We start from the raw sequence: 25177 nt of genomic DNA on the forward strand, positions 1-25177 counted from the left end.
CGACCAGTCCACGAACGGCGCCAACGCCCGCTCGCACTCCGCCATCCGCTCCGCGAACACCGCCGACGACTCCAGCAGCTCCACACCCATGCCGACCCACTGCGACCCCTGACCGGGGAACACGAACACCACCCGGCCGTCGGTCCTCGCCGTGCCGCTCACGACGCCCGACCCGAGACCGCCGCTGGCGATCGACTCGATCCCGGCCACCAGCTCGTCCCGCTCGCGGCCGACGACGACCGCGCGGTGCGCGAACGCCGTCCGCCCGGCGGCCAGCGACAGGCCGACGTCGGCGGTGCTCGCGGCACCGGACCAGTCGGCCAGGTTCCGCGCCTGCTCCCGCAGGCCGTCGGCGTCGCGCGCGGACAGCACCCACGGCAGCACACCGGCCGCGGGGGCGGGCTCGTCGGCCGCCGGGGGCTCCTCGATGATCACGTGCGCGTTGGTGCCGCTGATCCCGAACGACGACACGCCCGCGCGGCGGGGCCGGTCCGTGCGGGGCCAGGCCACCGGCTCGGCCAGCAGCGACACCGCCCCCGCCGACCAGTCCACCTCGGACGAGGGCTCGTCCACGTGCAGCGTGCGCGGCAGTTCCCCGTGCCGCAGGGCGAGCACCATCTTCAGCACGCCCGCGACACCCGCGGCGGCCTGGGTGTGCCCGATGTTCGACTTGACCGAGCCCAGCCACAGCGGGTCGCCCGCGCGGTCCCGGCCGTAGGTCGCGAGCAGCGCACCGGCCTCGATCGGGTCGCCGAGCCGGGTGCCGGTGCCGTGCGCCTCCACCGCGTCCACGTCGGACGCCGACAGCCCGGAGGCGGCCAGCGCCTGGCGGATCACGCGTTCCTGCGACGGGCCGTTCGGAGCGGTCAGCCCGTTGGACGCACCGTCCTGGTTGACCGCGCTGCCGCGCACCACCGCGAGGACCTGGTGGCCCATGCGCCGGGCGTCCGACAGCCGTTGCAGCAGCACGACGCCGACGCCCTCGGCGACGCCGAAGCCGTCCGCCCGGTCGCTGAACGCCTTGCTCCGGCCGTCGGCGGCGAGGCCGCCCTTCTGGCCGAACTCCAGCAGCCCGTCGGGGGCGGCCATGACCGTCGAGCCGCCCGCGAGGGCGAGCGTGCACTCACCGGCGCGCAGCGCCTGCGCCGCGAGGTGGATGGCCACCAGCGACGACGAGCACGCCGTGTCCACCGTGACCGCGGGGCCCTCGAACCCGAGGGCGTAGGAGATGCGGCCGGACGCGACGCTGCCGGAGTTGCCCGTGGCGACGAACCCGGCGGCGGCCTCGTCGGACCTGGCCACCAGCATCAGGTAGTCGTGGCTGCTCAGGCCGATGAACACACCGGTCGACGAGCCGCGCAGGCCCGCCGGGTCGATGCCCGCGCGCTCCAGCGCCTCCCACGAGGTCTCCAGCAACAGCCGCTGCTGCGGGTCCATCGTCAGCGCCTCGCGCGGCGAGATGCCGAAGAAGTCGGCGTCGAAACCCGCCGCGTCGGCCAGGAAGGCGCCCTCGGCGACCTGGTGGTCGGCCACCAGGTCGGAGCCCGCGTAGAGCGCGGCGAGGTCCCAGCCCCGGTCGGCGGGCGGCGGACCGACGGCGTCTCCCCCGGTGCTCAGGAGGTCCCACAGCTCGGCGGGGGTGCTCACGCCGCCGGGGTAGCGGCAGCCCATGCCGACGATGACCACCGGGTCGTCGCCCGTCACGACGGGGGCGACGGCGGTCGGCGCGCGCTCGGCCGTGCCCAGCGCGGTGGTGCGCAGGTGCGCGGCCAGCCGGATCGCCGACGGGTGGTCGAACACGAGCGTGGCGGGCAGGCGCAGACCGGTGGCGGCGGCGAGGCGGTTGCGCAGTTCGACGGCGGTCAGCGAGTCGACGCCGAGGTCCCGGAACGCCGTGTCGGCGGGCACCGAGTCGGCCGAGGGGTGGCCGAGCACGACGGCCACGTTCGTCCGGACCAGGTCGGTGAGCAGCCGGTCGGCCTCGGGCGTGGTCAGCGCGGCGAGCGTGCGCGCGAACGTGGACCCCTCCGCCGCGGCGGCACCGGTGCTGCGGCGGCGCTTCGCGGCGACCAGGCCGCGCAGCAGCGCGGGCACGTCGGCCTCCGCTCGGCCGGAGGTGTCGAGCGCGACGGCGACGACCAGCGCCTCGTCGAGCACGTCGCCCGCGTCCAGCAGGGCGAGGGCGTCGGCCGTGGACAGCGCTCCGACGCCGGAGCGGTGCATCCGGTCCAGACCGGACGCCGCGCCGCTGTCGCGCCACAGGCCCCAGGCGATCGAGCGCGCGGGCAGGCCGCGGGCGCGGCGGTGCTGCGCGAGGCCGTCGAGGAACGCGTTGGCCGCCGCGTAGTTGGCCTGGCCGGGGCTGCCGAACACCGACGCCCCGGAGGAGAACAGCACGAACGCGGCCAGGTCCAGGTGCGCGGTGAGGTCGTGCAGGTGCCGGGCGCCGTCGGCCTTCGCCCGCAGGGCGACGTCCAGCCGCTCCGGGGTGAGGTCGGTGAGCAGGCCGTCGTCGAGGACGGCCGCGGTGTGCACGACGGCGGTCAGCGGGCGCTCGACCCCGGCCAGCACGGAGGCCAGCGCGTCGCGGTCGGCGACGTCGCAGTCCGCGAGCACGACGTCCGCGCCCAGCGCGACCAGGTCGTCCCGCAGGCCGGTCGCGGCGGACGCGGTGCGCGAGAGCAGCAGCAGGTGCCGCACGCCGCGCTCGGCGACCAGGTGCCGGGCGACCTGCCCGGCGAGCGCCCCGGTGGCGCCGGTGACGAGCACCGTGCCCTCGGGGTCCCACGGCCGCGGCAGCCGCACGGCCACCTTGCCGACGTGCTTGGCCTGCCCGATGTGCCGCAGCGCGTCGGGCAGCCGGGTGATGTCCCAGGCCCGCAGCGGCAGCGGGCGCAGCGCGCCCGACCCGAACAGGGCGAGCAGCTCCAGCAGCATCTCCTGCGTCCGCTGGGGACCGGCCTCGCTGAGGCCGAACCCGCGGTAGCGGACGCCGGGGTGGGTCTCGGCGACCCGAGCGGCGTCGCGGACGTCGGTCATGCCCAGCTCGACGAACCGGCCGCCGCGCGGCAGCAGCCGCAGCGACGCGTCCACGAAGTCGCCCGCCAGGGCGTTGAGCACGACGTCCACGCCGCGCCCGTCGGTGGCGTCGTGGAAGCGCTGTTCGAACTCCAGGGTCCGCGACGACGCGAGGCGCGTCTCGTCCAGGCCGGTGGCGGTCCACTTCGCCGGGCTCGCCGTGCCGTAGACCTCGGCCCCGAGGTGCCGGGCGAGCTGCACCGCGGCCATGCCGACGCCACCCGCCGCGGCGTGGACGAGCACGGACTCGCCCGCGCTCAGCCCGGCGACGTCCACCAGGCCGTAGTAGGCGGTGAGGAACACCGCGGGCACCGCGGCGGCCTGCTCGAACGACCACGCCTCGGGCATCGGCGCGACCAGGCGCCGGTCGACCACCGCGGTGGTGCCGTAGGCGTGGAAGATGCCGAAGACCCGGTCACCGGGCCCCAGGTCGGTGACGCCCGGTCCGGTCTCCACGACCACGCCCGAGCCCTCGACGCCCAGCGGACCCGCCGCCTCGGCGGGCATCATGCCCAGCGCGTTGAGGGCGTCGCGGAAGTTCACGCCCGCCGCGCGCACCGAGATCAGCACCTCGCCCTCGGCGGGCGGGACGTCCGGCCGCGCCGTGACGGCCAGGCTCTCCAGGGTGCCGCGACCGGTGTGCTCGACCCGCCAGTTCTGCCGCTGCCCCGGCGGCACGAGTCGGCCGCCGGTCGCCGCGCGCACCAGGCGGGGCACCACCGCGGCGCCGCCGCGCAGCGCGAGCTGCGGTTCCGCCGAGCCCGCCACGGCGGCGGGCACCTCGGCGGCGTCGACGTCCAGCAGGCCGAACCGGCCGGGGTGCTCCGACTGCGCCGACCGCACCAGACCCCACAGCGGGGCCTGCTCCACGTCCACGTCGTCGTGGTCGCCGGTGGCCACGGCCCGGCGGGTCACCACGACCAGGCGGGCCGCGGAGAACCGGTCGTCGGCCAGCCACCCGCGCAGCACGCCGAGCACCCGCCCGAGCCGCTCGCGGACGTCGCCGCCCGCCGGGGCCAGCAGCACCACGTCGGGCACGTCCGCGACCTCGGCGAGGGCGGCGTACCGGGGCGCTCCCGCCACGGCGAGGCCGTCACCCACGACGGCGACCGAGCGGGTGTCGCCGGAGGACGCCGGGGACCACTCGACCCGGAACAGCGAGTCGCGCAGGACGGCGTCGCCCGTGGCGAGCTGGTCGGCCGAGAAGGGCCGGGCCACCAGGGCGTCGATCGACACGACGGGCGCGCCGGACTCGTCGACGGCGTGCAGGGCGACGGCCTCGGACCCGGCGGCGCTGATGCGCACCCGCAGCACCGTCGCGCCCACGGCGTGCAGCGACACGCCGGACCACGAGAAGGGCAGCCGGAAGCGGTCGTCGCCGTCGAAGAAGTCGCCGAACGCGGTCGCCTGCACGGCCGCGTCGAGCAGCGCCGGGTGCAGGCCGAACTCGTCCGCCTCGCCGACCAGGCCCTCGGGCAGGGCGACCTCGGCGAACACCTCGCCGCCGGACCGCCACGCCGCCCTCAGCCCGCGGAAGGCGGGCCCGTAGGCGTGGTCGGTGCCCTCGGCGCGGGCGTAGTGGGCGGCCACGTCCACCGGGGTGGCCCCCGGTGGCGGCCACGCGGTGAACGGGGCCGCCGGGACGGGCTCGTCGGGGACGAGGACGCCGGAGGCGTACCGGGTCCACGGCAGGTCGTCGGCCGCGTCGTCGGGCCGGGCGTGGACGTGCACCGCGCGCGCACCCGTGCCGTCGACGGCACCGGCCACGACCTGCACGGCCACACCGCCGCGCTCGGGCAGCAGCAGCGGCGCCTCCAGCACGAGCTCGTCGACCCGGCCGCAGCCGACCTGGTCACCCGCGCGGACGGCCAGTTCCAGGAACGCGGTGCCGGGCAGCAGCACCGTTCCCGCCAGGGCGTGGTCGGCGAGCCACTCGTGGGTGCCGGTGGACAGCCGTCCGGTGAGCAGCAGGCCCTCCTGCTCGGCCAGCACGAGCGCCGCGCCGAGCAGCGGGTGGTCGGCGGTGGCCTGACCGACGGAGCGGACGTCGCCCGACGTCCGGGCCGACTCCAGCCAGTAGCGCTTGCGCTGGAACGGGTAGGTGGGCAGCTCCACGTGCCTGCCGCCCGCGAGGACGCGCGTCCAGTCGACCGGGCCGCGGCGCACGTGCAGCTCCGCCAGGGACGTCAGGAACCGGTCCGCGCCGCCGTCGTCGCGGCGCAGCGAGCCGACGGCGACCGCGTCGCCACCAGCGTCCTCGGCGATCTCGACGAGCGCGGACACCAGGGCGGGGTGCGGGCTGCACTCGACGAACAGGTCGTGCCCGTCGGCGAGCAGCCTGCGCACCGCGCCGACGAAGTCGACGGGCAGGCGGGCGTTGCCGAACCAGTACTCGGCGTCCAGGGCGGTGCCGGGCACCGGCTCGGCGGTGACCGTGGAGTAGAACGGCACGTCGCCGTCGACCGGGCGCAGCGAGGACAGCGCGTCGAGCAGCGGGCCGCGCACCGGCTCGACCTGCGGGCTGTGGGTGGCCCCGCTGGCCGGGACGACCCTCGCCCGCTCCCCCGCGGCCTTCCAGCCCGCGACGAGTTCGGTGACGGCCTCGACCTCACCGGAGACGGACGTGGCGGTCGGGCCGTTGATGCCGGACACCACGACCCGGTCGCCCCACGCTTCCAGGTCCGCGCGCACGCGCTCGGCGGGCAGCGCGACGACGGCGATGACGCCCTTGCCGACCAGTTCGGCGGCGAGCAGCGTGCTGCGCAGCACCAGCATCCGGGCGGCGTCGGCGAGCGGCAGCGCGCCCGCGACCACGGCCGCGGCGACCTCGCCCTGCGAGTGCCCGACCACGGCCGCCGGTTCGACGCCGAGGGAGCGCCACAGCGCGGCCAGCGACACCATCACCGAGAACAGCACCGGCTGCACGATCGTGGTGTGGTCGAGCGTCGGCGCGCCGTCGGCCTCGTGCAGGACGTCGAGCACCGACCAGCCGGTGTGCGGGCGGAACGCCTCGTCGCACTCGCGCAGCCTGGCCGCGAACACCGGGTGGGCGGCGGCCAGGTCACGGCCCATGCCCACCCACTCGGAACCCTGGCCGGGGAACACGAACACCGGCCGGGCGCCACCGCGTCCCGCCCGGCCCGCCACGACGGCGGGATCGCCGTCGGCGACCGCGGCGAGCCCGCGCAGCAGGTCGTCCCGGTCCGAGCCGACCACCACGGCGCGGTGGTCGAACAGCGCCCGGCCGGTCGCGAGCGTGAAGGCGACGTCCGCCGGGGCCAGGTCCGGGTGCCGCTCCACGTGGGCTCGCAGGCCGTCCGCCTGGGCGCGCAGCGCGTCGGCGCCGCGGGCGGACAGCGGGAAGACCAGCGGGCCGGGGGTGGCGGCCTGGGCCCTGACCGGCTGGGGGAACTCCTCGATGATCACGTGGGCGTTGGTGCCGCTCACGCCGAACGACGACACGCCCGCCCGGCGGGGCCGCCCGTTCGGCGTCCAGTCGCGCGCCTCGGTCAGCAGTTCCACGGCCCCGGACGCCCAGTCCACCTCAGGCGTCGGAGCGTCGACGTGCAGGGTGCGGGGCAGCGTCGCGTGCCGCAGGGCGAGCACCATCTTGATCACGCCCGCCACGCCCGCGGCGGCCTGGGCGTGGCCGATGTTCGACTTGACCGAGCCCAGCCACAGCGGATCGCCCGTGCGACCGCGGCCGTAGGTCGCGAGCAGCGCGCCCGCCTCGATCGGGTCGCCGAGCCGGGTGCCGGTGCCGTGCGCCTCCACCGCGTCCACGTCGGACGCCGACAGGCCGGACGCGGCCAGCGCCTGCTGGATGACCCGGCGCTGCGCGGCGCCGTTGGGCGCGGCGAGGCCGTTGGAGGCGCCGTCCTGGTTGACCGCGCTGCCGCGCAGCACCGCGAGCACCGGGTGCCCGTGGCGGACCGCGTCGGACAGGCGTTCCAGCAGCACGACGCCCGCGCCCTCGGCCATGCCGACGCCGTCGGCCGCCGCCGCGAACGCCTTGCTCCGGCCGTTGGGGGCCAGGCCGCGCGTGCGGCTGGAGTCCACGAACAGCAGCGGCGTGGACATCACCGTGACACCGCCCGCCACGGCCAGCGAGCACTCGCCGCCGCGCAGGGACTGCGCGGCGAGGTGGATCGCGACCAGCGACGACGAGCACGCAGTGTCCACGGTGATGGCCGGGCCCTGGAAGCCGAACGTGTAGGAGACGCGGCCGGACAGCACGCTGGGCGAGTTGCCGAGGCCGACGAAGTCCACGGCCTCCTCGGGGATGCGGTCCAGGCGGAGGGTGTAGTCGTTCGACATCACGCCCGCGAAGACGCCGGTGTCGGTGCCGCGCAACGAGTCCGGGTCGATGCCGCCGCGCTCGAACGCCTCCCAGGTGACCTCCAGCAGCAGCCGGTGCTGCGGGTCGGTCGCCATCGCCTCGCGCGGGGAGATGCCGAAGAACGCGGGGTCGAAGTCGGCCGGGTCGACCAGGAACCCGCCCTCGCGGGTGTAGGTGGTGCCGGGGTGGTCGGGGTCGGGGTGGTAGAGCCCGTCGACGTCCCAGCCGCGGTCGCGCGGGAACTCCGACACGGCGTCGGACCCACCGGACACCAGGTCCCAGAACCGCTCGGGGGTGTCGACCCCGCCGGGCAGGCGGCAGCTCATCGCGACCACGACGATCGGGTCGTCGTCCACCGCGGTCACGACGGCGGTGGGCACGACGACCGGGGTGTCCGCCGAGCCCTCGAACAGCCGCTCCAGCAGGTGGGCGGCGAGTTCGGCCGGGGACGGGTGGTCGAACACGAGCGTCGCGGGCAGCCGCAGACCGGTGGCCGCGGCCAGCCGGTTGCGCAGCGCCACGGCGGCCAGCGAGTCGAAGCCGAGGTCGCGGAAGGCGCGGCGAGCGTCGACGTCGTCGGCGGAACCGTGGCCGAGGACGGCGGCGACGTGCCCGCGCAGGGTCTCGGTGAGCCGCCGGACCCGCCCGTCGAGGGGCAGCGCGGACAGCTCGCGCACCAGACCGGACGCGCCGTCGGCCGCCAGGGCGGCGAGGGGGCGGCGGACCGGCGTGCGGACCAGCGCGCGCAGCACGGGGGCGACCGGCTGGTCGCGCAGGGCGGCCACGTCCACCGGCATCGCGGCCACGAACGCCTGCCCGGCGGCCACGACGGCGTCGAACAGGGCGAGCCCCAGGTCGGTGGGCAGCGCCGGGAGGCCGGACGCGGCGATGCGCCGCAGGTCGGCGTCGTCGAGGTGGCCGGTGAGGCCGGTGCGGGTCTCCCACAGCCCCCACGCCACGGACACCGCGGGCAGACCGCGGGCGTGGCGGTGCTGCGCGAAGGCGTCGACGAAGGCGTTGGCGGCGGCGTACGCGCCCTGGCCCGCGCCGCCGAGCACCCCGGCGCCGGAGGAGAACAGCACGAACGCCGACAGGTCGAGGTCGCGGGTCAGCTCGTCCAGGTTCACCAGCGCGTCGACCTTCGGCCGCAGGACCGGCCCGAGCCGGTCGGCGGTGAGCGAGGTGACCACGCCGTCGTCCAGCACGCCCGCCGCGTGCACCACGGCCGACGGCGGGTGCTCGGCGACCAGCGCGGCGAGGGCGTCCCGGTCGGCGGCGTCGCAGGCGAGGACCGTCGCCGTGGCGCCGTGCCCGGCCAGTTCGTCCACCAGCTCGGCCGCGCCGCCGGTGCGGCCGGTCAGCACGAGGTGGCGGACGCCGTGCTCGACGACCAGGTGGCGGGCGACGATCCCGCCGAGGACACCCGTGCCGCCGGTGATGAGGACCGTGCCGTCCGGGTCCCACGCCGCCCGCGCGCCCGAGGAGGTCCGGGCCAGGCGCGGCACGAGGACCTCTCCCCCGCGCACGGCGACCTGGTCCTCGTCCGCGCCGAGCGCGCCGAGCCCCAGCGCCAGGTCGGTGTCGTCGTCGAGGTCGAGCAGCCCGAACCGGTCGGGGTGCTCGGACTGGGCGGAGCGGACGAGACCGCGAGCGGCGGCGGCGGGCAGGTCGAGCACGTCCTCGCCGTCGTGCGCGGCGACGGCGCGGTTCGTGACGAGCACGAGCCGGGAGTCGCGGAACCGCTCGTCGGCCAGCCACCCCTGGACGAGGTCCAGGGCGGACCGCACGGCCTCGTGGGTGGCGGCGACGACGTCGGTGCGGTCCGAGCCCGCGATCCGGGCGACCACCAGCGGTGCCACGTCGGGCAGTTCGGCCCAGCCCGCCGCCGGGGCGGTGCCGGGCAGCCGCGACCAGTCGAGCCGGAACAGGGCGTCGCGCAGCGGGTCGCGGCCGGTCTTCAGACCACCGGCGGGGGTCGGGCGCAGCAGCAGCGAGTCGACGGTCAGCACGGGCGCGCCCGCGCCGTCACGGGCGTCGAGGGCGAAGCCGTACGGCCCGGACGGGGTCAGCCGCATCCGCAGGGCCGCCGCGCCCGAGGCGTGCAGGGTGACGCCGGACCAGGAGAACGGCAGCCAGCCCGCCGGGGTCGTCCCGGCGCCGGAGGCGTGCAGCGAGGCGTCGAGCAGCAGCGGGTGCAGGCCGTAGGCGGTGGCCGTGCCGCGGTGGTCCTCGGGCAGCTCGACCTCGGCGAACACCTCGTCCCCGAGCCGCCACGCCGCGCGCAGGCCCTGGAAGGCGGGCCCGTAGTGGAAGCCGACGCCCGCGAAGTCGGCGTAGAGCGTGGACACGTCGACCGGCTCGGCCCCGGCGGGCGGCCACGCCGTCCCGGTGGCGGGCGCGGGAGCCGGGGTCGGGGCGAGGACGCCGCCCGCGTGGCGGGTCCAGTCGTCGTCCTCGGTGCGGCCGAACACGGTCAGCGGGCGGCGGCCCTGGTCGTCGGGCGTGCCCACGGCCACCTGGATGGTGACCGCGCCGTCGTCGGGCAGCAGCAGCGGCGCTTCCAGGGTCAGTTCCTCGACCCGGCCGCAGCCCACCTGGTCGCCCGCGCGGATGGCGAGCTCCAGCAGCGCGGCACCCGGCAGCAGGACCGCGTCGCCCACGGCGTGCTCGGTCAGCCACGGGTGCGTGCGGCGGGACAGCCGCCCGGTGAACAGCACGCCGTCGCCGTCGGCCACGGACACCACGGCACCGAGCAGCGGGTGGTCGGGCGTGCCCAGTCCGGCGGCGCGCAGGTCGCCGGTCGCGGCCACGGTCTCCAGCCAGTAGTGCTTGCGCTGGAAGGCGTACGTCGGCAGCGGGACCACGCGGGGCGCGTGCGGGGCGAGCACCGCGGCCCAGTCCACGGCCACGCCCGCCGCGTGCAGCTCGCCCAGCGTGGTGAGCACGCGGGTGGGCCCGCCGTCGTCGCGGCGCAGCGAACCGAGGGCCACCGCGGTCGACCCGGCGGTGTCGGCGGTCTCCTGCACGGCGTTGGTGAGCACCGGGTGCGGGCCGACCTCCAGCACGACGCCGTGGCCGTCGGCCAGCGCGGCGCGGGTGGCCTGCTCGAACTCCACGGTGCGGCGCAGGTTGCGGTACCAGTAGGCGGCGTCGAGCCCCGCCGTGTCGAGCAGTCCGCCGGTCACCGACGAGTAGAACGCGATGTCGGACGACACCGGGGAGACGCCGTCCAGCGCGGAGAGCAGGTCCTGCTCGATCCGCTCGACGTGCGCCGAGTGCGAGGCGTAGTCGACGGGGAGCACGGTGGCCCGCACGTCCCTGCCGTGCAGCTCGTCGCGCAGCGCCACGAGTTCGGCCGGGTCACCGGACACGACCACCGACGACGGCCCGTTGACCGCGGCCAGGGAGAGGTCGCCGGTGAGCAGCTCACGGGCCTCGGCGGCGGGCAGCGCGACGGACATCATGCCGCCCGCGCCGCTCAGCGCGCGCAGGGCCCTGCTGCGCAGGGCGACCACGCGCGCACCGTCCTGGAGGGACAGCGCGCCCGCCACCACGGCGGCGGCGATCTCGCCCTGCGAGTGCCCGACCACGGCGGCCGGGGTGATCCCGCAGGACTCCCACAGCGCGGCCAGCGACACCATGACGGCGAACAGCACGGGCTGCACGACGTCCACCCGCTCCAGGCCGGGCCCGTCGCCGCGCAGCACCTCCGGCAGCGACCAGTCCACGTGCGGCGCGAGCGCGTCGGCGCACTCCAGCAGCCGGTCGCGGAAGACCGGGGAGGTGTCCAGCAGGTCGACCGCCATGCCCGCCCACTGCGTGCCCTGGCCGGGGAACGCGAACAGGACGTCCGGCGGGTCGCCCGCGGTCACGCCGCGCACGGCGTCGGACGAGGGCGCGTCGGCGGCCAGGTCGGTCAGGCCTGCCAGCAGCCCGGCCGGGTCGGAGCCGACCACGACGGCGCGGTGCTCCAGCGCGGCGCGGGTGGTGGCCAGCGAGAGCGCGACGTCGGCGGGCCGCACGTCGGGCCGAGCGGCCAGGAACTCCGCGAGCCGCCCGGCCTGGCCGAGCAGCGCGGCCTCCGTGCGGCCGGACAGCACCCACGCGACCGGGGAGGCGTCCACGTCACCGGCGGGTTCCGCTTCGACGTCGGGGGCCTGTTCGAGGACGACGTGGCTGTTCGTGCCGCTCACGCCGAACGAGGACACGGCCGAGCGGCGCGGGCGGCCGGTGTCCGGCCACTCCTCCGCCGAGGTCACCAGCCGCACGGTGCCGTCGGACCAGTCCACCGCGGGCGTCGGCTCGTCGACGTGCAGGGTGGGGGGAACGATCCCGGCCCGCATGGCGAGCACCATCTTGATCACGCCGCCGACGCCTGCCGCGGCCTGGGTGTGCGCGATGTTGGACTTGAGCGATCCGAGCAGCAGCGGACGTTCCCGGTCCCTGCCGTAGGCGGCGATGAGCGCCTGGGCCTCGATCGGGTCGCCGAGCGGGGTACCGGTGCCGTGCGCCTCGACGACGTCCACCTCGGACGGTGCGAGGCCCGCGCCCGCCAGCGCGGTGCGGATGAGCCGCTGCTGCGCCGGACCGTTGGGCGCGGTGAGCCTGCTGCTGGCGCCGTCCTGGTTGACCGCGGACCCGCGGATGACCGCGAGCACCGGGTGGCCGTTGCGGCGCGCGTCGGACAGCCGCTCCAGCAGGAGCAGGCCGACGCCCTCGCCCCAGCCGGTGCCGTCCGCGCCGGAGGAGAACGACTTGCAGCGGCCGTCGGCGGCCAGTCCACCCTGGACGGCCATCTCGGCGAACGCGGCGTCGGTGGACATCACCATGACGCCGCCCGCCAGCGCGAGGTCGCACTCGCCCGACCGCAGCGACTGGCCCGCGAGGTGGATGCCGACCAGCGACGACGAGCACGCGGTGTCGATGGAGACCGCGGGCCCCTCCAGGCCGAACGCGTAGGCGACGCGGCCGGACACGATGTTGTCCGAGCTGCCCTGCCCCAGGTACGGCCGCACCTCGTCGGACACGGCCAGCGGGCGGGACGCGTAGTCCTGGTACTGCACACCGGCGAACACGCCGGTCTTGCTGGTCTTGAGCGAGGTCGGGTCGATCCCGGCCCGCTCGAACACCTCCCACGCGGTCTCCAGCAGCAGCCGCTGCTGCGGGTCCATCGCGAGGGCCTCGTGCGGGGAGATGCCGAACAGGTCCGCGTCGAACCCGGCGACGTCGTCCACGAAGCCGCCGGTGCCCTCGATGTCCCAGCCGCGCTCGGCCGGGAACGGGGTGATCGCGTCGACCCCGCCCGCGACCAGGTCCCACAGCTCCTCGGGGCTGGTCACCCCGCCGGGGTAGCGGCAGCCCATCGCCACGATCGCGATCGGCTCGCCGCCGCCCTCCTCGACCTCGCGCAGGCGGGCCTTCGTGCGCTGGAGGTCCGCCGTCACGCGCTTGAGGTAGTCGCGGAGCTTGTTCTCGTTCACGGGAGTCCTCACGGTCGGCACTTCGCGGGCACCCGTCACGAGGTGCCGAGTTCGTTGTCGATCAGGTCGAACAGCTCGTCGTCGCTGGTGACGTCCAGCACGCTGACCAGCTCTTCCACGGCTTCCACCGGCACCAGTTCGGCCACCAGGTGATCGGCGATGGCCCCCGCCGTCGGGTGGTCGAACAGCAGGGTCGCGGGCAGTCGCAGACCGGTCGCGGACGCGAGCCGGTTGCGCAGTTCGACGGCGGTCAGCGAGTCGAACCCGAGGTCCAGCAGGCCCTTGCCCGCCGGGACCGACGTGCCCGGCGCGCCCAGCACGGTGCCGACCTGGACGCGCACCAGGTCCAGCACCGCGCGGCGACGCCGTTCGGGCGTGAGCGGCCTCAACCGGTCGGCCAGGCCGGTGGTGTCCTCGCCCACCGCGGTGGCGGTCCGGCGCACGGCCGGGACGATCCCGCGCAGGAACGCGGGCACGTCCTGCCCCACCAGCGCGGCGGTGTCCAGGCGCAGCGGCGCCACGACCGGCAGGTCCGCGGCGACGGCCCGGTCGAACAGCGCCAGCCCTTCCGCCACGGTGAACGGGACGATGCCGCCGCGGGCGATGCGGCGCAGGTCGCCGTCGGTGAGCTGACCGCTCATGCCGCGCTTGGTGGCCCACAGGCCCCACTCGATCGACAGCGCGGGCAGTCCGAGGGCCCGGCGACGGTGGGCCAGCGCGTCCAGGAACGCGTTGCCCGCCGCGTAGTTGCCCTGCGCCGCCCCGCCGAACGCCGCGGCGATCGACGAGAACAGCACGAACCGGGCGGGGTTGCGGGAGGCGGTCAGCTCGTGCAGGTGGACGGCGGCGTCGACCTTCGGTCGCAGCGCGGTCGCCACCTGCTCGTCGGTGAGGGTCTCCAGCAGGCCGTCGGCGACCACACCCGCGCAGTGCACGACCCCGGCCAGCGGCCGGTCCGCAGGCAGGCCGTCCACGAGCGCGGCCAGCGCCGTCCGGTCGGTGATGTCGCAGGCGACGATCCGGACGTCCGCGTCGAGCAGGGCCAGGTCGGCCGCGCCCTCGGCGTCGGGGCCGCCGCGGCTCACCAGCACCAGGTGCCGGACGCCGTGCGCGGTCACCAGGTGGCGGGCCACCTCGGCGCCGATGCCGCCCGTGCCGCCGGTGATGAGCACGGTGCCGGTGGTGTCCCAGCCGGCCTCGGCGGTGGTGTCCTCGGAGCGCACCCAGCGTCCGGCGCGCACAGCACCGCCGCGCAGCACCACCTGCGGTTCACCGCAGGCCACCGCGTCGGCCAGCGCCGCGTCGGAGGCCGGGTCGTCGTCGGTGTCGACGAGCGTGAACCGACCGGGGTGCTCGGTCTGCGCGGTGCGCACCAGGCCCCACACCGCCGCGTGCACGAGGTCCGGCACGTCGTCGTCCACCTCGGCCGGCATGGCGCCGTGGGTGACGAGCACCAGCCGGGTGTCCGCCCGGTCCGCCAGCCAGTCGCGCAGCAGCGCCAACGTCCTGGTCGTCGCGGCGTGCACGGCGGCGGGCAGGTCGTCGGGGTCCGCGATCCTCGGCAGGTCCACCACCTCGGCGGCGGGCAGGTCCGGGGCGGCGGCCGACACCTCCTGCCACACCATCCGGTAGAGCGGGTCGAGCACCGCGGCGGGCCGCACCCGGTCGGCCGACACGGGGCGCAGCACCAGCGAGTCGATCGTGGCGACGGGCAGGCCCGCGGCGTCGGCCACGTGCACCGCCACCGAGTCCCGGCCGTTCGGGACGAGCCGCAGCCGCACCGAGCCCGCGCCGGAGGCGTGCACCTGGACGCCGCTGAGCGCGAACGGCAGCCACCCGCCGTCGCGTCCGGCGAGGACGCTGAACGCGAGCGAGTGCAGCGCGCTGTCCAGCAGCGCCGGGTGCAGGGCGAACGCCGCGGCCTCCGGCAGCCGCTCGGCGGGCAGCACGGCCTCGGCGAACACCTCGTCCCCGCGCCGCCACACCGCCCTCAGCCCGCGGAACGCGGGCCCGTAGGCGAACCCGCCCGCGTCGAGCCGGTCGTACAGGTCGGTCACGTCCATCGGCTCCGCGCCGGACGGCGGCCACTCGGCCAGGTCGACGGCCGCCACCGGCAGCGGACCCGAGAGCACGGCGCTGGCGTGCCGCGTCCACGGCCCGCCGGGGGCGGTGCGGCCGTGCACGGTGAGCGCGCGGTGCCCGCCCGCGTCGGGTGCGGCGACGGTCAGGCGCAGGTCGGCCCCACCGGAGGGGGGCAGGGTCAGGGGCGCTTCCAGGGTCAGTTCCGCCACGCGGGGGCAACCGGTCTCGTCGCCCGCGCGGACGGCCAGTTCCAGGAACGCCGTCGCCGGGAACACGGCCGTGCCGAACACGCCGTGGTCGGCCAGCCACGGCTGGGTGGCCGTGCCGATCCGGGCGGAGAACAGGTGACCGCCGGTCTCGGGCAGTTCGGCTCCCGCGCCGAGCAGCGGGTGGCCGACCGCGTCGAGCCCGGCCGCGACCGCGCCCCCCGCTCCGGGCGGTGTGTCGAGCCAGAAGCGGCGGCGCTGGAAGGCGTAGGTGGGCAGGTCGACGCGGCGGCCGGGCAGCGCGGTCCAGTCGACCGGCACCCCCCTGGCGTGGACGCGGGCCAGCGCGGTCACGGCGGACCGCTCCTCCGGCTGCCGCCGGTCCAGCACGGTGATGGCGGCGCGGTCGGTGTCGTCGACGGGCAGCGACTCCGACACCAGGGCGGTGAGCTGGGCGTCCGGCCCGAGTTCGAGGAACGTCGTGACGCCCTCGCGGACCAGCGCCGCGACGCCGTCGGCGAACCGGACGGCCCGCCGGGCGTGCTCCACCCAGTAGCCGGGCGTCGCGATGTCCCGCGCCGGGCTCCCGGTCACGTTGGACACGACCGGCAGCGCCGGCGCGTGCAGGGTCAGGCCCTCGGCGACCTCGCGGAACGCGTCGAGCACCGGGTCGAGGTGCGCCGAGTGGAAGGCGTGGCTGGTGCGCAGCCGCTTCACCCGGCGGCCGAGAGCGCTGAAGTGCTCGGCGACGGCCAGGACCGCGGTCTCGTCCCCGGACACGACGGTGGCGGTGGGGCCGTTGACCGCGGCGATGTCGACCGCGGTCCCGTGCTCCGCCAGCACCTCGGCCACCTCGGCCTCGGTCGCCCGCAGCGACACCATGAGCCCGTCGGCGCGGGCGGACTGCATCAGCCGTCCGCGCGCGGCGACCAGCACGGCCGCGTCGGTCAGCGAGAACACGCCCGCCACGTGCGCGGCGGCCAGTTCGCCGATCGAGTGGCCGAGCAGGAAGTCCGGGCGGACGCCGCGGTGCTCCAGCAGCCGGAAGAGCGCGACCTCGACCGCGAACAGCGCGGGCTGGGTGTACTCGGTGCGGTCGAGCGGGGTCGGGTCGTCGTCGAACACGACGTCGCGCAGCGGCCGGTCCAGCAGCGGCTCGAACGCCGCGCAGACGGCGTCGAACGCGTCGGCGTAGACCGGGAACGCGGCGTGGAGGCCCGCGCCCATGCCCGGCCGCTGGCTGCCCTGGCCGGGGAACAGGAACGCGGTGCGGCCCGTGCGGACCGCCACCGCCTGAACCCCGTCCCAGGCCTCGCCCTGCTCGGCGAGCGCGGTCAACCCCCCGACCAGTTCGGCGCGGTCGTCGCCGACCACCACCGCGCGGTGCTCCAGCGCGGCACGGGTGGTGGCCAACGAGAACCCGACGTCGGCCGGGCTGAAGTCCCGCTCCGCCAGCACGTCCCGCAGCCGGGCGGCCTGGGCGCGCAGCGCCTCGGGGCTGTGCGCGGACAGCGGCCACGCGACCGTGCCGGTGCTCCCGGCGCTGTCGGGGACGGCGGGCGCGTCGGGGGCCTGCTCGATGATGGTGTGCGCGTTGGTGCCGCTGACGCCGAAGCCGGACACCCCGGCCCGGCGGGGCCGGTCCACGGCGGGCCACGGCGTCCGCTCGGCGACCACCCGCACCGACCCGGCGGTCCAGTCCACGTGCGGGCTGGGGGCGTCGAAGTGCAGCGTCGCGGGCACCACGCCGTGGCGCAGCGCCAGCACGACCTTGAAGATCCCGGCCATGCCCGCGGCGGCCTGCGTGTGGCCGATGTTGGACTTCACCGAGCCGAGCAGCACGGGGGTCTCGCGGTCGCGGCCGTAGGTGGCCAGCAGGGCCTGGGCCTCGATGGGGTCGCCCAGCGACGTGCCGGTGCCGTGGGCCTCGACCACGTCGACGTCAGCCGTGGCGATCCCGGCGTCGGCGAGCGCGGCCCGGATGACCCGCTGCTGCGACGGCCCGTTGGGAGCGGTCAGTCCGTTGGACGCGCCGTCCTGGTTGACCGCCGTGCCCTTGACGACGGCGAGGACGGGGTGGCCGTTGCGGCGGGCGTCGGACAGGCGCTCCACCAGCATCAAGCCGATGCCCTCGCCCCACGCGGTGCCGTCGGCGCTCGCGGAGAACGGCTTGCACCGGCTGTCCGTGGCGAGCCCGGCCTGCCTGCTGAACTCGACGAACGTGGTGGGCGTCGCCATGATCGTCGCGCCGCCGACCAGGGCGAGCGACGACTCGCCCGCCCGCAGCGAGCGGACGGCCATGTGCAGCGCGACCAGCGACGACGAGCACGCGGTGTCGACCGTGACGGCGGGCCCCTCCAGGCCGAGCACGTAGGAGATGCGGCCGGAGGCGACGCTGCCCGCGCTGCCGATGCCGAGGTAGCCCTCGTACTCCTCGGCGGGCTCGGTCAGCCGGGAACCGTACTCGTGGTGGCTGGAGCCGATGTAGACGCCCGTGTCGCTGCCGCGCAGCGACGCCGGGTCGATGCCCGCGCGTTCCAGCGCCTCCCACGCGGCCTCCAGCAGCAGCCGCTGCTGGGGGTCGATGGTCAGCGCCTCGCGCGGCGAGATGCCGAAGAACGCCGGGTCGAAGTCGGCGGCGTCGTGCAGGAACCCGCCCTGGCGCGCGGACGTCTGGCCCGCGCGGTCGCCGAACAGGCCCGTGAGGTCCCAGCCGCGGTTGGTCGGGAAGTCGGAGATGGCGTCGGTGCCGCTGTCGAGCAGTTCCCAGAACTGCTCCGGGGTGCTGACGCCGCCGGGGAAGCGGCAGCTCATCGCCACGATCGCGATCGGGTCGTCGGTCGAGGCCTCCCGCGCCACCGGTGCGGCGGCCGGTTCGTCGTCCCCGGCCAGCCCGGCCCGCAGGTGCGCGACGAGCGCCTCCACCGACGGGTGGTCGAACACCAGCGTCACCGACAGCGGCACGCCGGTGCGCTCGGCGAGCCGGTTGCGCAGTTCCACGGCGGTGACGGAGTCGAAGCCGAGGTCCTGGAAGGCGCGGTGCACGTCCACGGCGCTCGCGTCGGCGTGGCCGAGCACGTCGGCGACGGTGCCGCGGACCAGGTCCAGCAGCAGCCGGTCCCGTTCGGCGGCGGCCACGGCGGTCAGCGCGGGCTTCACGGCGTCCGGCACGACCGCCTCGGGCAGGTCGGCGAACATCCGGGTCGGGCGGGCCGTGGTGTAGACGTGGGCGTAGCGCTGCCAGTCGAAGTCGCCGATCACCACGCGGGTGTCGCCGAGCGTGAGGGAGCGGCGCAGCGCGGCCAGCGCCCGTTCCGGGGGCATGGCGGGCAGGCCGTCGCGGGCGATCCGCTCGCCGACCGCGCCACCGGCCAGCCCGTCGGCGGCCCACAGGCCCCAGCCCGCGGACGTGGCGGGCAGGCCCGCCGCGCGCCGCTGCTCGGCCAGTCCGTCGAGGTAGGCGTTGGCCGCCGCGTAGACGGCCTGGCCCGCGCCGCCGAGGGTGGCGGCGAGGGAGGAGAACAGCACGAACGCGGACAGGTCGAGGCCCTGGGTCAGCTCGTGCAGGTTGCGGGCGCCCGCGACCTTCGGCCCCAGCACGCCGAGGGCGCGCTCGGGGGTGATCGCGCCGATGACCGAGTCGTCCAGCACACCGGCCAGGTGGAACACGGCGGTCAGCGGGGCGTCGGCCGGAACGGCGGCGAGCACCTCCGCCAGGCGGTCGCGGTCGGCGGCGTCGCAGGCCACGACGGTGACCCGTGCGCCGAGGTCCTCCAGGTCGCGCACCAGGTCCTCGGGCCCGTGGCCGCCGCGGCTCGCCAGCAGCAGGTGCCGGGCGCCGAGCCCGGCCAGCCAGCGGGCGACGTGGCCGCCGAGCGCGCCGGTGCCGCCGGTGATCAGCACGGTGCCACCGGTCCGCCACGGCGTGCCGCCGGACGGGGCCGGGGCGCGGTGCAGCCGTCGGCCGAACACGCCGGACGCGCGCACGGCGACCTGGTCCTCACCGCCCGCGTCGGCGAGGACGCCCGCCACGCGGTCGGCGACCCGTCCGTCCACATCGGACGGCAGGTCGATCAGACCCGCCCACCGGCTCGGGTTCTCCACGCCCGCCACGACGCCGAGGCCCCAGAGCATCGCCTGGGCCGGGTCGCCGGGACCGCCGAGGGGCACGGCGCCCCGCGTGGCCCACCACAGCGGCGCGGTGACGCCCGCGTCGGCGACGGCCTGGATCACCGCGACGGCGCGCAGCAGCCCGGCCTCGGCGTCCAGACCGGCGAGCGAGGACAGCGAGAGCACACCGGCGGGAGGTCCGTCGGCGGTCGCGAGGCGAACGCGGTCGGCCACGGTCGCGCGGTCGTCGTCGCCGACCTCCACCGCGACCGCGGACGCGCCGCGGTCCCGCACGGCGTCGAGCAGCGGGGTGTGCGCCTCGCCCTCGGGGAGGAGCACCAGCCACGTGCCGGACAGGCGGGCCGATCCGCCGGTCACCGGCTGCCACGCGGTGCGGTAGCGCCAGGCGTCGGCGGCCGACCGCTCCCGACCGCCCCGGTACCACTCGGACAGCGCGGGCAGGGCGGGGCGCAGCGAGTCGAGTTCGGCGGGCAGCCCGTCACCGCTGGTGACGGCGTCCCAGAAGCGTCGCTCCACATCGGACTGACCGGTGGCGGACGCCGCGGCGGGCGCGAGCCAGTACCGCTCGCGCTGGAAGGCGTAGGTCGGCAGCGGCACGACCCGGCCGCCGGGCAGCGCGGTGCGCCAGTCCACGGCGCCGCCGCGGACGTGCAGGGCGGCCAGCGACGTGAGCAGCCTGGCCGGTCCCCCGTCGTCCCGGCGCAGGGAGCCGACGGCGACCACGGGCTCGCCCGCGCGTTCGGCGATCTCCTCGACGTTCGTCACCAGCGCCGGGTGGGCTCCGCACTCGACGAACGTGCGGTGCCCGTCGGCGAGCAGCGACCGCACCGCGGCCAGGAAGTCCACCGGCTCGCGGAGGTTGTCGTACCAGTAGTCGGCGGTCAGGCGGGCGGTGTCCACCAGCTCGCCGGTGACCGCGGAGTAGAACGGCACCCCGGCCCGCCGCGGCCGGATGTCCGCCAGCAGGGTCAGCAGTTCGTCGTGCAGGGACTCGACCTGCGGCGAGTGCGCGGCGAAGTCGACGCCGGGCAGGACCCACCGCCACACCCCGTCCTCGGCCAGCGCGGCGCTGAACTCGTCCAGCGAGGCGACGTCGCCCGCGACGGTCACGGCGGCCTCGCCGTTCACCGCGGCCACCGACAGGCTCGGCCACGGCGCGAGCCGCTCCAGCACCTCGTCGCGCGGCCGGAGGACGAACATCATGCCGCCGGTGCCGCTCGTCGCCCGCAGGGCGCGGCTGCGCAGCGCCACCACGGTCGTGGCGTCGGCCAGCGACAGCGCGCCCGCGACGTGCGCCGCGGCGACCTCGCCCTGCGAGTGCCCCACCACCGCGTCGGGCCGCACGCCGAGCGACTGCCACAGCGCGGCCAGCGACACCATGATCGAGAACAGCGCGGGCTGCACGACGTCGACCCGGTCCAGGCCGGGCCCGTCACCGCGCAGCACGTCCAGCACCGACCAGTCGACGTGGGCGCGGAACGCCTCGTCGCACTCGCGCAGCCGGTCGGCGAACACCGGGTAGCGGTCGGCCAGCTCCAGCCCCATGCCCAGCCACTCGACGCCCTGGCCGGGGAACACGAACACGGTCCTGCCCCGCTTCGCCGCGACCCCGCGGGTCAGGCCCGTCGCGGGCTCGTCGGCCGCCAGGGCGCGCAGCCCGGCCACGAGGGTCTCGCGGTCGTCGCCGACCAGGACGGCGCGGTGGTCGAACGCGGTCCGCGTCGTCGCCAGCGACCACGCGACGTCCGCCGGGTCCCCGGCCACCGGCAGCAGCCGCGACGCCTGGTCCCGCAACGCCTCCGGGGTGCGCCCGGACAGCAGCCACGCCACCGGTCCCGCCTGCGCGGGCACCGACGGGGCTTCCGGGGCGGACTGCTCCAGGATCACGTGCGCGTTGGTGCCGCTCAGCCCGAACGCCGACACGCCCGCGCGGCGGGGCCGCCCGTCGGTGTCCCACCGGTGGTCCTCGGTGGCCAGCTCGACCGGCGCGGACGCCCAGTCCACGAACGGCGACGGGGTGTCGACGTGCAGGGTGCGCGGCAGCACGCCGTGCTCGAACGCGAGCACCACCTTGATCACACCGGCCAGCCCGGAGGCGGCCTGGGTGTGGCCGATGTTCGACTTCACCGAGCCGAGCAGCAGCGGGCGGCCGGGCTCGCGGCCCTGGCCGTAGACCGCCTGCACGGCCTGCGCCTCGATCGGGTCGCCGAGCCGGGTGCCGGTGCCGTGCGCCTCCACGACGTCCACGTCGGAGGCCGCGAGACCGGCCCCGGCCAGCGCCTGCCGGATCACGCGCTGCTGCGCGAGACCGCTCGGCGCGGTGAGCCCGTTGCTGGCGCCGTCCTGGTTCACCGCGCTGGACCGCAGCACGGCGAGCACGCGGCGACCGGCCGCGCGGGCGGTCGACATCCGTTCCAGGAGCACGAAACCGGCGCCCTCGCCGATGCCGAACCCGTCCGCCCCTTCGGCGAACGCCTTCGACCGGCCGTCCACGGCCAGCGCGCGCTGCCTGCTGTAGGTGCCGAACGCCAGGGGCGCGCCCATCACGGTCACGCCACCGGCCAGCGCCAGCGTGCACTCGCCGCCGCGCAGCGACCGCGCGGCCAGGTGCAGGGCGACCAGACCGGACGAGCAGGCCGTGTCCACGGTGATCGCCGGGCCCTCCAGCCCGAACGTGTAGGACACGCGGCCGGACAGCACGCTGGTGGAGATGCCCGCGACGATGTGGGTCTCGACGGTCGCGTCGGCCTTCGCCGGGTCGCCGCCGTAGCCCTGGTAGGCCGCGCCGACGAACACGCCGACCGGTGCGCCGCGCAGGCCGTCGGTCGGGACGCCCGCGCGTTCGAACGACTCCCAGGCCAGTTCCAGAGCCAGCCGCTGCTGCGGGTCCATGGCCAGCGCCTCGCGCGGCGAGATGCCGAAGAAGCCGGGGTCGAAGCGGTCGGCGTCGTGCAGGAAGTACCCGCCGCGCACGTAGCTGTGGCCGGGGCGGTCCGGGTCGGGGTCGTAGCGGTCGACGTCCCAGCCCCGGTCCAGCGGCAGCTCGGTGTAGGCGTCGCGGCCGTCGGCCATCAGCCGCCAGAGGTCCTCGGGGGTGCGGACGTCGCCGGGGAAGCGGCAGGCCATGCCCACGATGACGATCGGGTCGTCGGCGTCGTCGGCCACGACCGCGGGCAGCGCGGTGTCGTCGCCCCCGCCGAACAGCTTCTCGACCAGGTGCTTGGCGAGCGCGTCGACGCTGGAGTGGTCGAACACGACGGTCACGGGCAGCGGCAGGCCGGTCGCGGTGGCCAGGCGGTCCCGCATGGACACCGCGGTGAGCGAGTCGAAGCCCAGGTCGCGGAACGCGCGGCCGTCGGCGATGTCGTCCGGCGAGTCGTACCCGAGCACCCCGGCCGCCTGGTCGCGGACCAGGCCCGCGAGCGCGTCGAGCCGGTCGGCGGCGGACAGGCCGCGCAGCCGGTCCCGCAGCCCGGCCGCGACGTCGTTGCCGTCGTCGGGCTCCTCGTCCTGGGCGCCCAGCACGCGCCGCACGTCGGGCAGGTCGGCGATCAGCGGGCTGGGGCGCGCGGAGGTGAACACCGGCGCGAACCGGGTCCAGTCGACCGCGGCGCAGATGGTGAGGGCGGCCTCGCCCGCGAGGATGCGGCCGAGGCCGTCCAGGGCGGTGGCCGGGTCCATGAACGGGATGCCCTGGGCCAGCAGCCGGTCCTCGGCGAGGTCGGCGGCCATGCCGCCACCGTCGGCGGGGTCCCAGATGCCCCAGGCGATCGAGGTCGCGGCCAGCCCGCGGCCCCTGCGGTGCTCGGCGAGACCGTCGAGGAAGGCGTTCGAGGCGGCGTAGGCGCCGTGCACGGCGCTGCCCCACACCCCGGAGATCGAGGAGAACAGCACGAAGTCGGTGACGTCGGCGCCGAACTCGGCGTCGAGGTTGACCGCGCCCGCCACCTTGGCCCGCGCGGTGTCGGCGAACTCGGCCACGTCGGTGTCCGCCAGCGCCACCAGCTCGCCGGACGCGGCGGCGTGCAGCACGGTGCCGATGGTGTGGCCGTCGGCCCGCAGGCCCGCGACGGCGGCGTGCAGCGCGGCGGCGTCGGCGACGTCGCACGCCACCGCGGTGATCTCCGTGCCCAGCGCGGCGGCGCGCTCCACGAGGTCGGCCGGTGCGATACCGCCCCGGCTCACCAGCACGACGCGCTCGGCGCCGCGCCCGGCCAGCCACTCGGCGAGCTGGACGCCGATGCCGCCGGTGCCACCGGTGATCAGGGTGGTGCCCGTGGGCCGCCACGCCGTGTCGGCGGGCAGCGCCGCGCGCGTCAGCCGCCGCACGAACAGGCCGTTCGCGCGGACGGCGACCTGGTCCTCCGGGCCGGAGCCCGCCAGGGCGCGGGCCAGCAGCGGTGCCGTCGAGGAGTCGAGGACGGCGGGCAGGTCGACGAGACCGCCCCAGCGGCCGGGGTGTTCGAGGGCGGCGACCCGGCCGAGCCCCCAGGTGACCTGCTGCGCGGGAGCCGTCACCGGGTCGTCGGCGCGGGTGGTGACGGCGCCGCGGGTGGCGCACCACAGCGGGGTGGTGGTGCCGTCGAGCGCCTGGACCAGGTCGAGGGTGCCCGCGACGCCGAGGGGCAGGAACGGGTGGTCGGGGTGCGGGCGTTCGTCCAGTGCCAGCAGGGACAGCACACCGGTGGCGCCCGCCAGCGCCTCGCGGTCGACGGCGGTGGTCGTGACCGCCTCGGGCCCCACGGCTTCCAGGACGGCGGCGAGCACGTCGGCGTCGAGGTCCGGTGGCGTGACGACGACCCAGCGGCCGTCGGGCCGGACGTCGGAGCGGACGGCGAAGGCCGTCCAGTCGACGGCGTAGCCCCAGTCGTCGAGGACGTCCGCGGGTGCGGTGACGGCGGCCTTCATCGGCAGCCAGTAGCGCTTGCGCTGGAACGGGTACGTCGGCAGGTCCGGGGTGCGCACGGCGCCCCCGGGCAGCACGGCGTCCCAGTCGACGGCCACCCCGGCGGTCCACGCGTGGCCGAGGGCGAGCGCCCACGCGTCCGGCCCGCCCTGGTCCCGGCGCAGCGTGGGGACGACGGCGACGTCGGCGCCTGCCTGCTCGGCGGTGTCGTGCACGGCGAGGGTGAGCACGGGGTGGGCGCTGGGTTCGACGAACACGCCGAACCCGTCCTCCACGAGGGTGCGCACGACGTCGGCGAGCAGCACCCTCTGCCGCAGGTTGCGGTACCAGTAGTCGGCGTCCGCCGCGGCGTGGCGCACCCACTCGCCGGTCACCGTCGAGCACCACGGGACGTCGGGCACCAGGGCGACGACGTCCCGCAGGAGGTCCGCCAGCTCGTCGCGAACCTCCTCCACGACGGCGGAGTGCGAGGCGTAGTCCACCGCGATCCGCCGCACCCGCAGGTCACCGCACCGGGCCACGAACTCGTCCAGCGCGGCGGAACCGCCGGACACCACGATCGAGGCGGGGCCGTTGACCGCGGCGACGGACACGCCGTCGCCCAGCAGCGCCTCGACCCTGGCCAGCGGCGCGGCCACCGACACCATGCCACCGCGACCGGCGAGCGTGCCGATCGCCCTGCTGCGCAGCGCGACGACACGGGCACCGTCCTCAAGGGACAGAGCACCGGCCACCACCGCGGCGGCGATCTCACCCTGCGAGTGACCCACCACGGCCGAGGGCTCGACTCCGACCGAGCGCCACAGGTGCGCGAGCGACACCATCACGGCCCACAGCACCGGCTGCACCACGTCCACCCGCGCCAGCAGGGCTTCATCGGCCAACGCCTCGCGCAGCGACCAGTCCACGAACGGCGCCAACGCCCGCTCGCACTCCGCCATCCGCTCCGCGAACA

1 protein-coding gene and 5 pseudogenes are annotated in these 25177 nt (G+C 76.6%); all 6 read right to left on the bottom strand.

The window, feature by feature from the left end; all coding sequences use genetic code 11:
* Positions 1-4296 (bottom strand): SDR family NAD(P)-dependent oxidoreductase (locus AC156L_RS15300; protein WP_484406950.1); only part of this gene is annotated, 4296 nt, incomplete at its 3' end.
* Positions 4279-5244: pseudogene (locus AC156L_RS15305) on the bottom strand (polyketide synthase dehydratase domain-containing protein); the annotation flags it as partial. The gene AC156L_RS15300 and the pseudogene AC156L_RS15305, both read right to left, overlap by 18 nt.
* A 9-nt stretch (positions 5245-5253) precedes the next feature.
* Positions 5254-14075: pseudogene (locus AC156L_RS15310) on the bottom strand (SDR family NAD(P)-dependent oxidoreductase); the annotation flags it as partial.
* Positions 14076-14189: 114 nt separating this feature from the next.
* Positions 14190-15080 (bottom strand): annotated as a pseudogene (locus AC156L_RS15315) (polyketide synthase dehydratase domain-containing protein); the annotation flags it as partial.
* 3 nt (positions 15081-15083) lie between these two features.
* A pseudogene (locus AC156L_RS15320) lies at positions 15084-22730 on the bottom strand (type I polyketide synthase); the annotation flags it as partial.
* Positions 22731-23078: 348 nt separating this feature from the next.
* Positions 23079-25163: pseudogene (locus AC156L_RS15325) on the bottom strand (SDR family NAD(P)-dependent oxidoreductase); the annotation flags it as partial.
* Between the last annotated feature and the right edge of the window lie 14 nt (positions 25164-25177).

It is taken from the genome of Umezawaea sp., assembly GCF_057122925.1.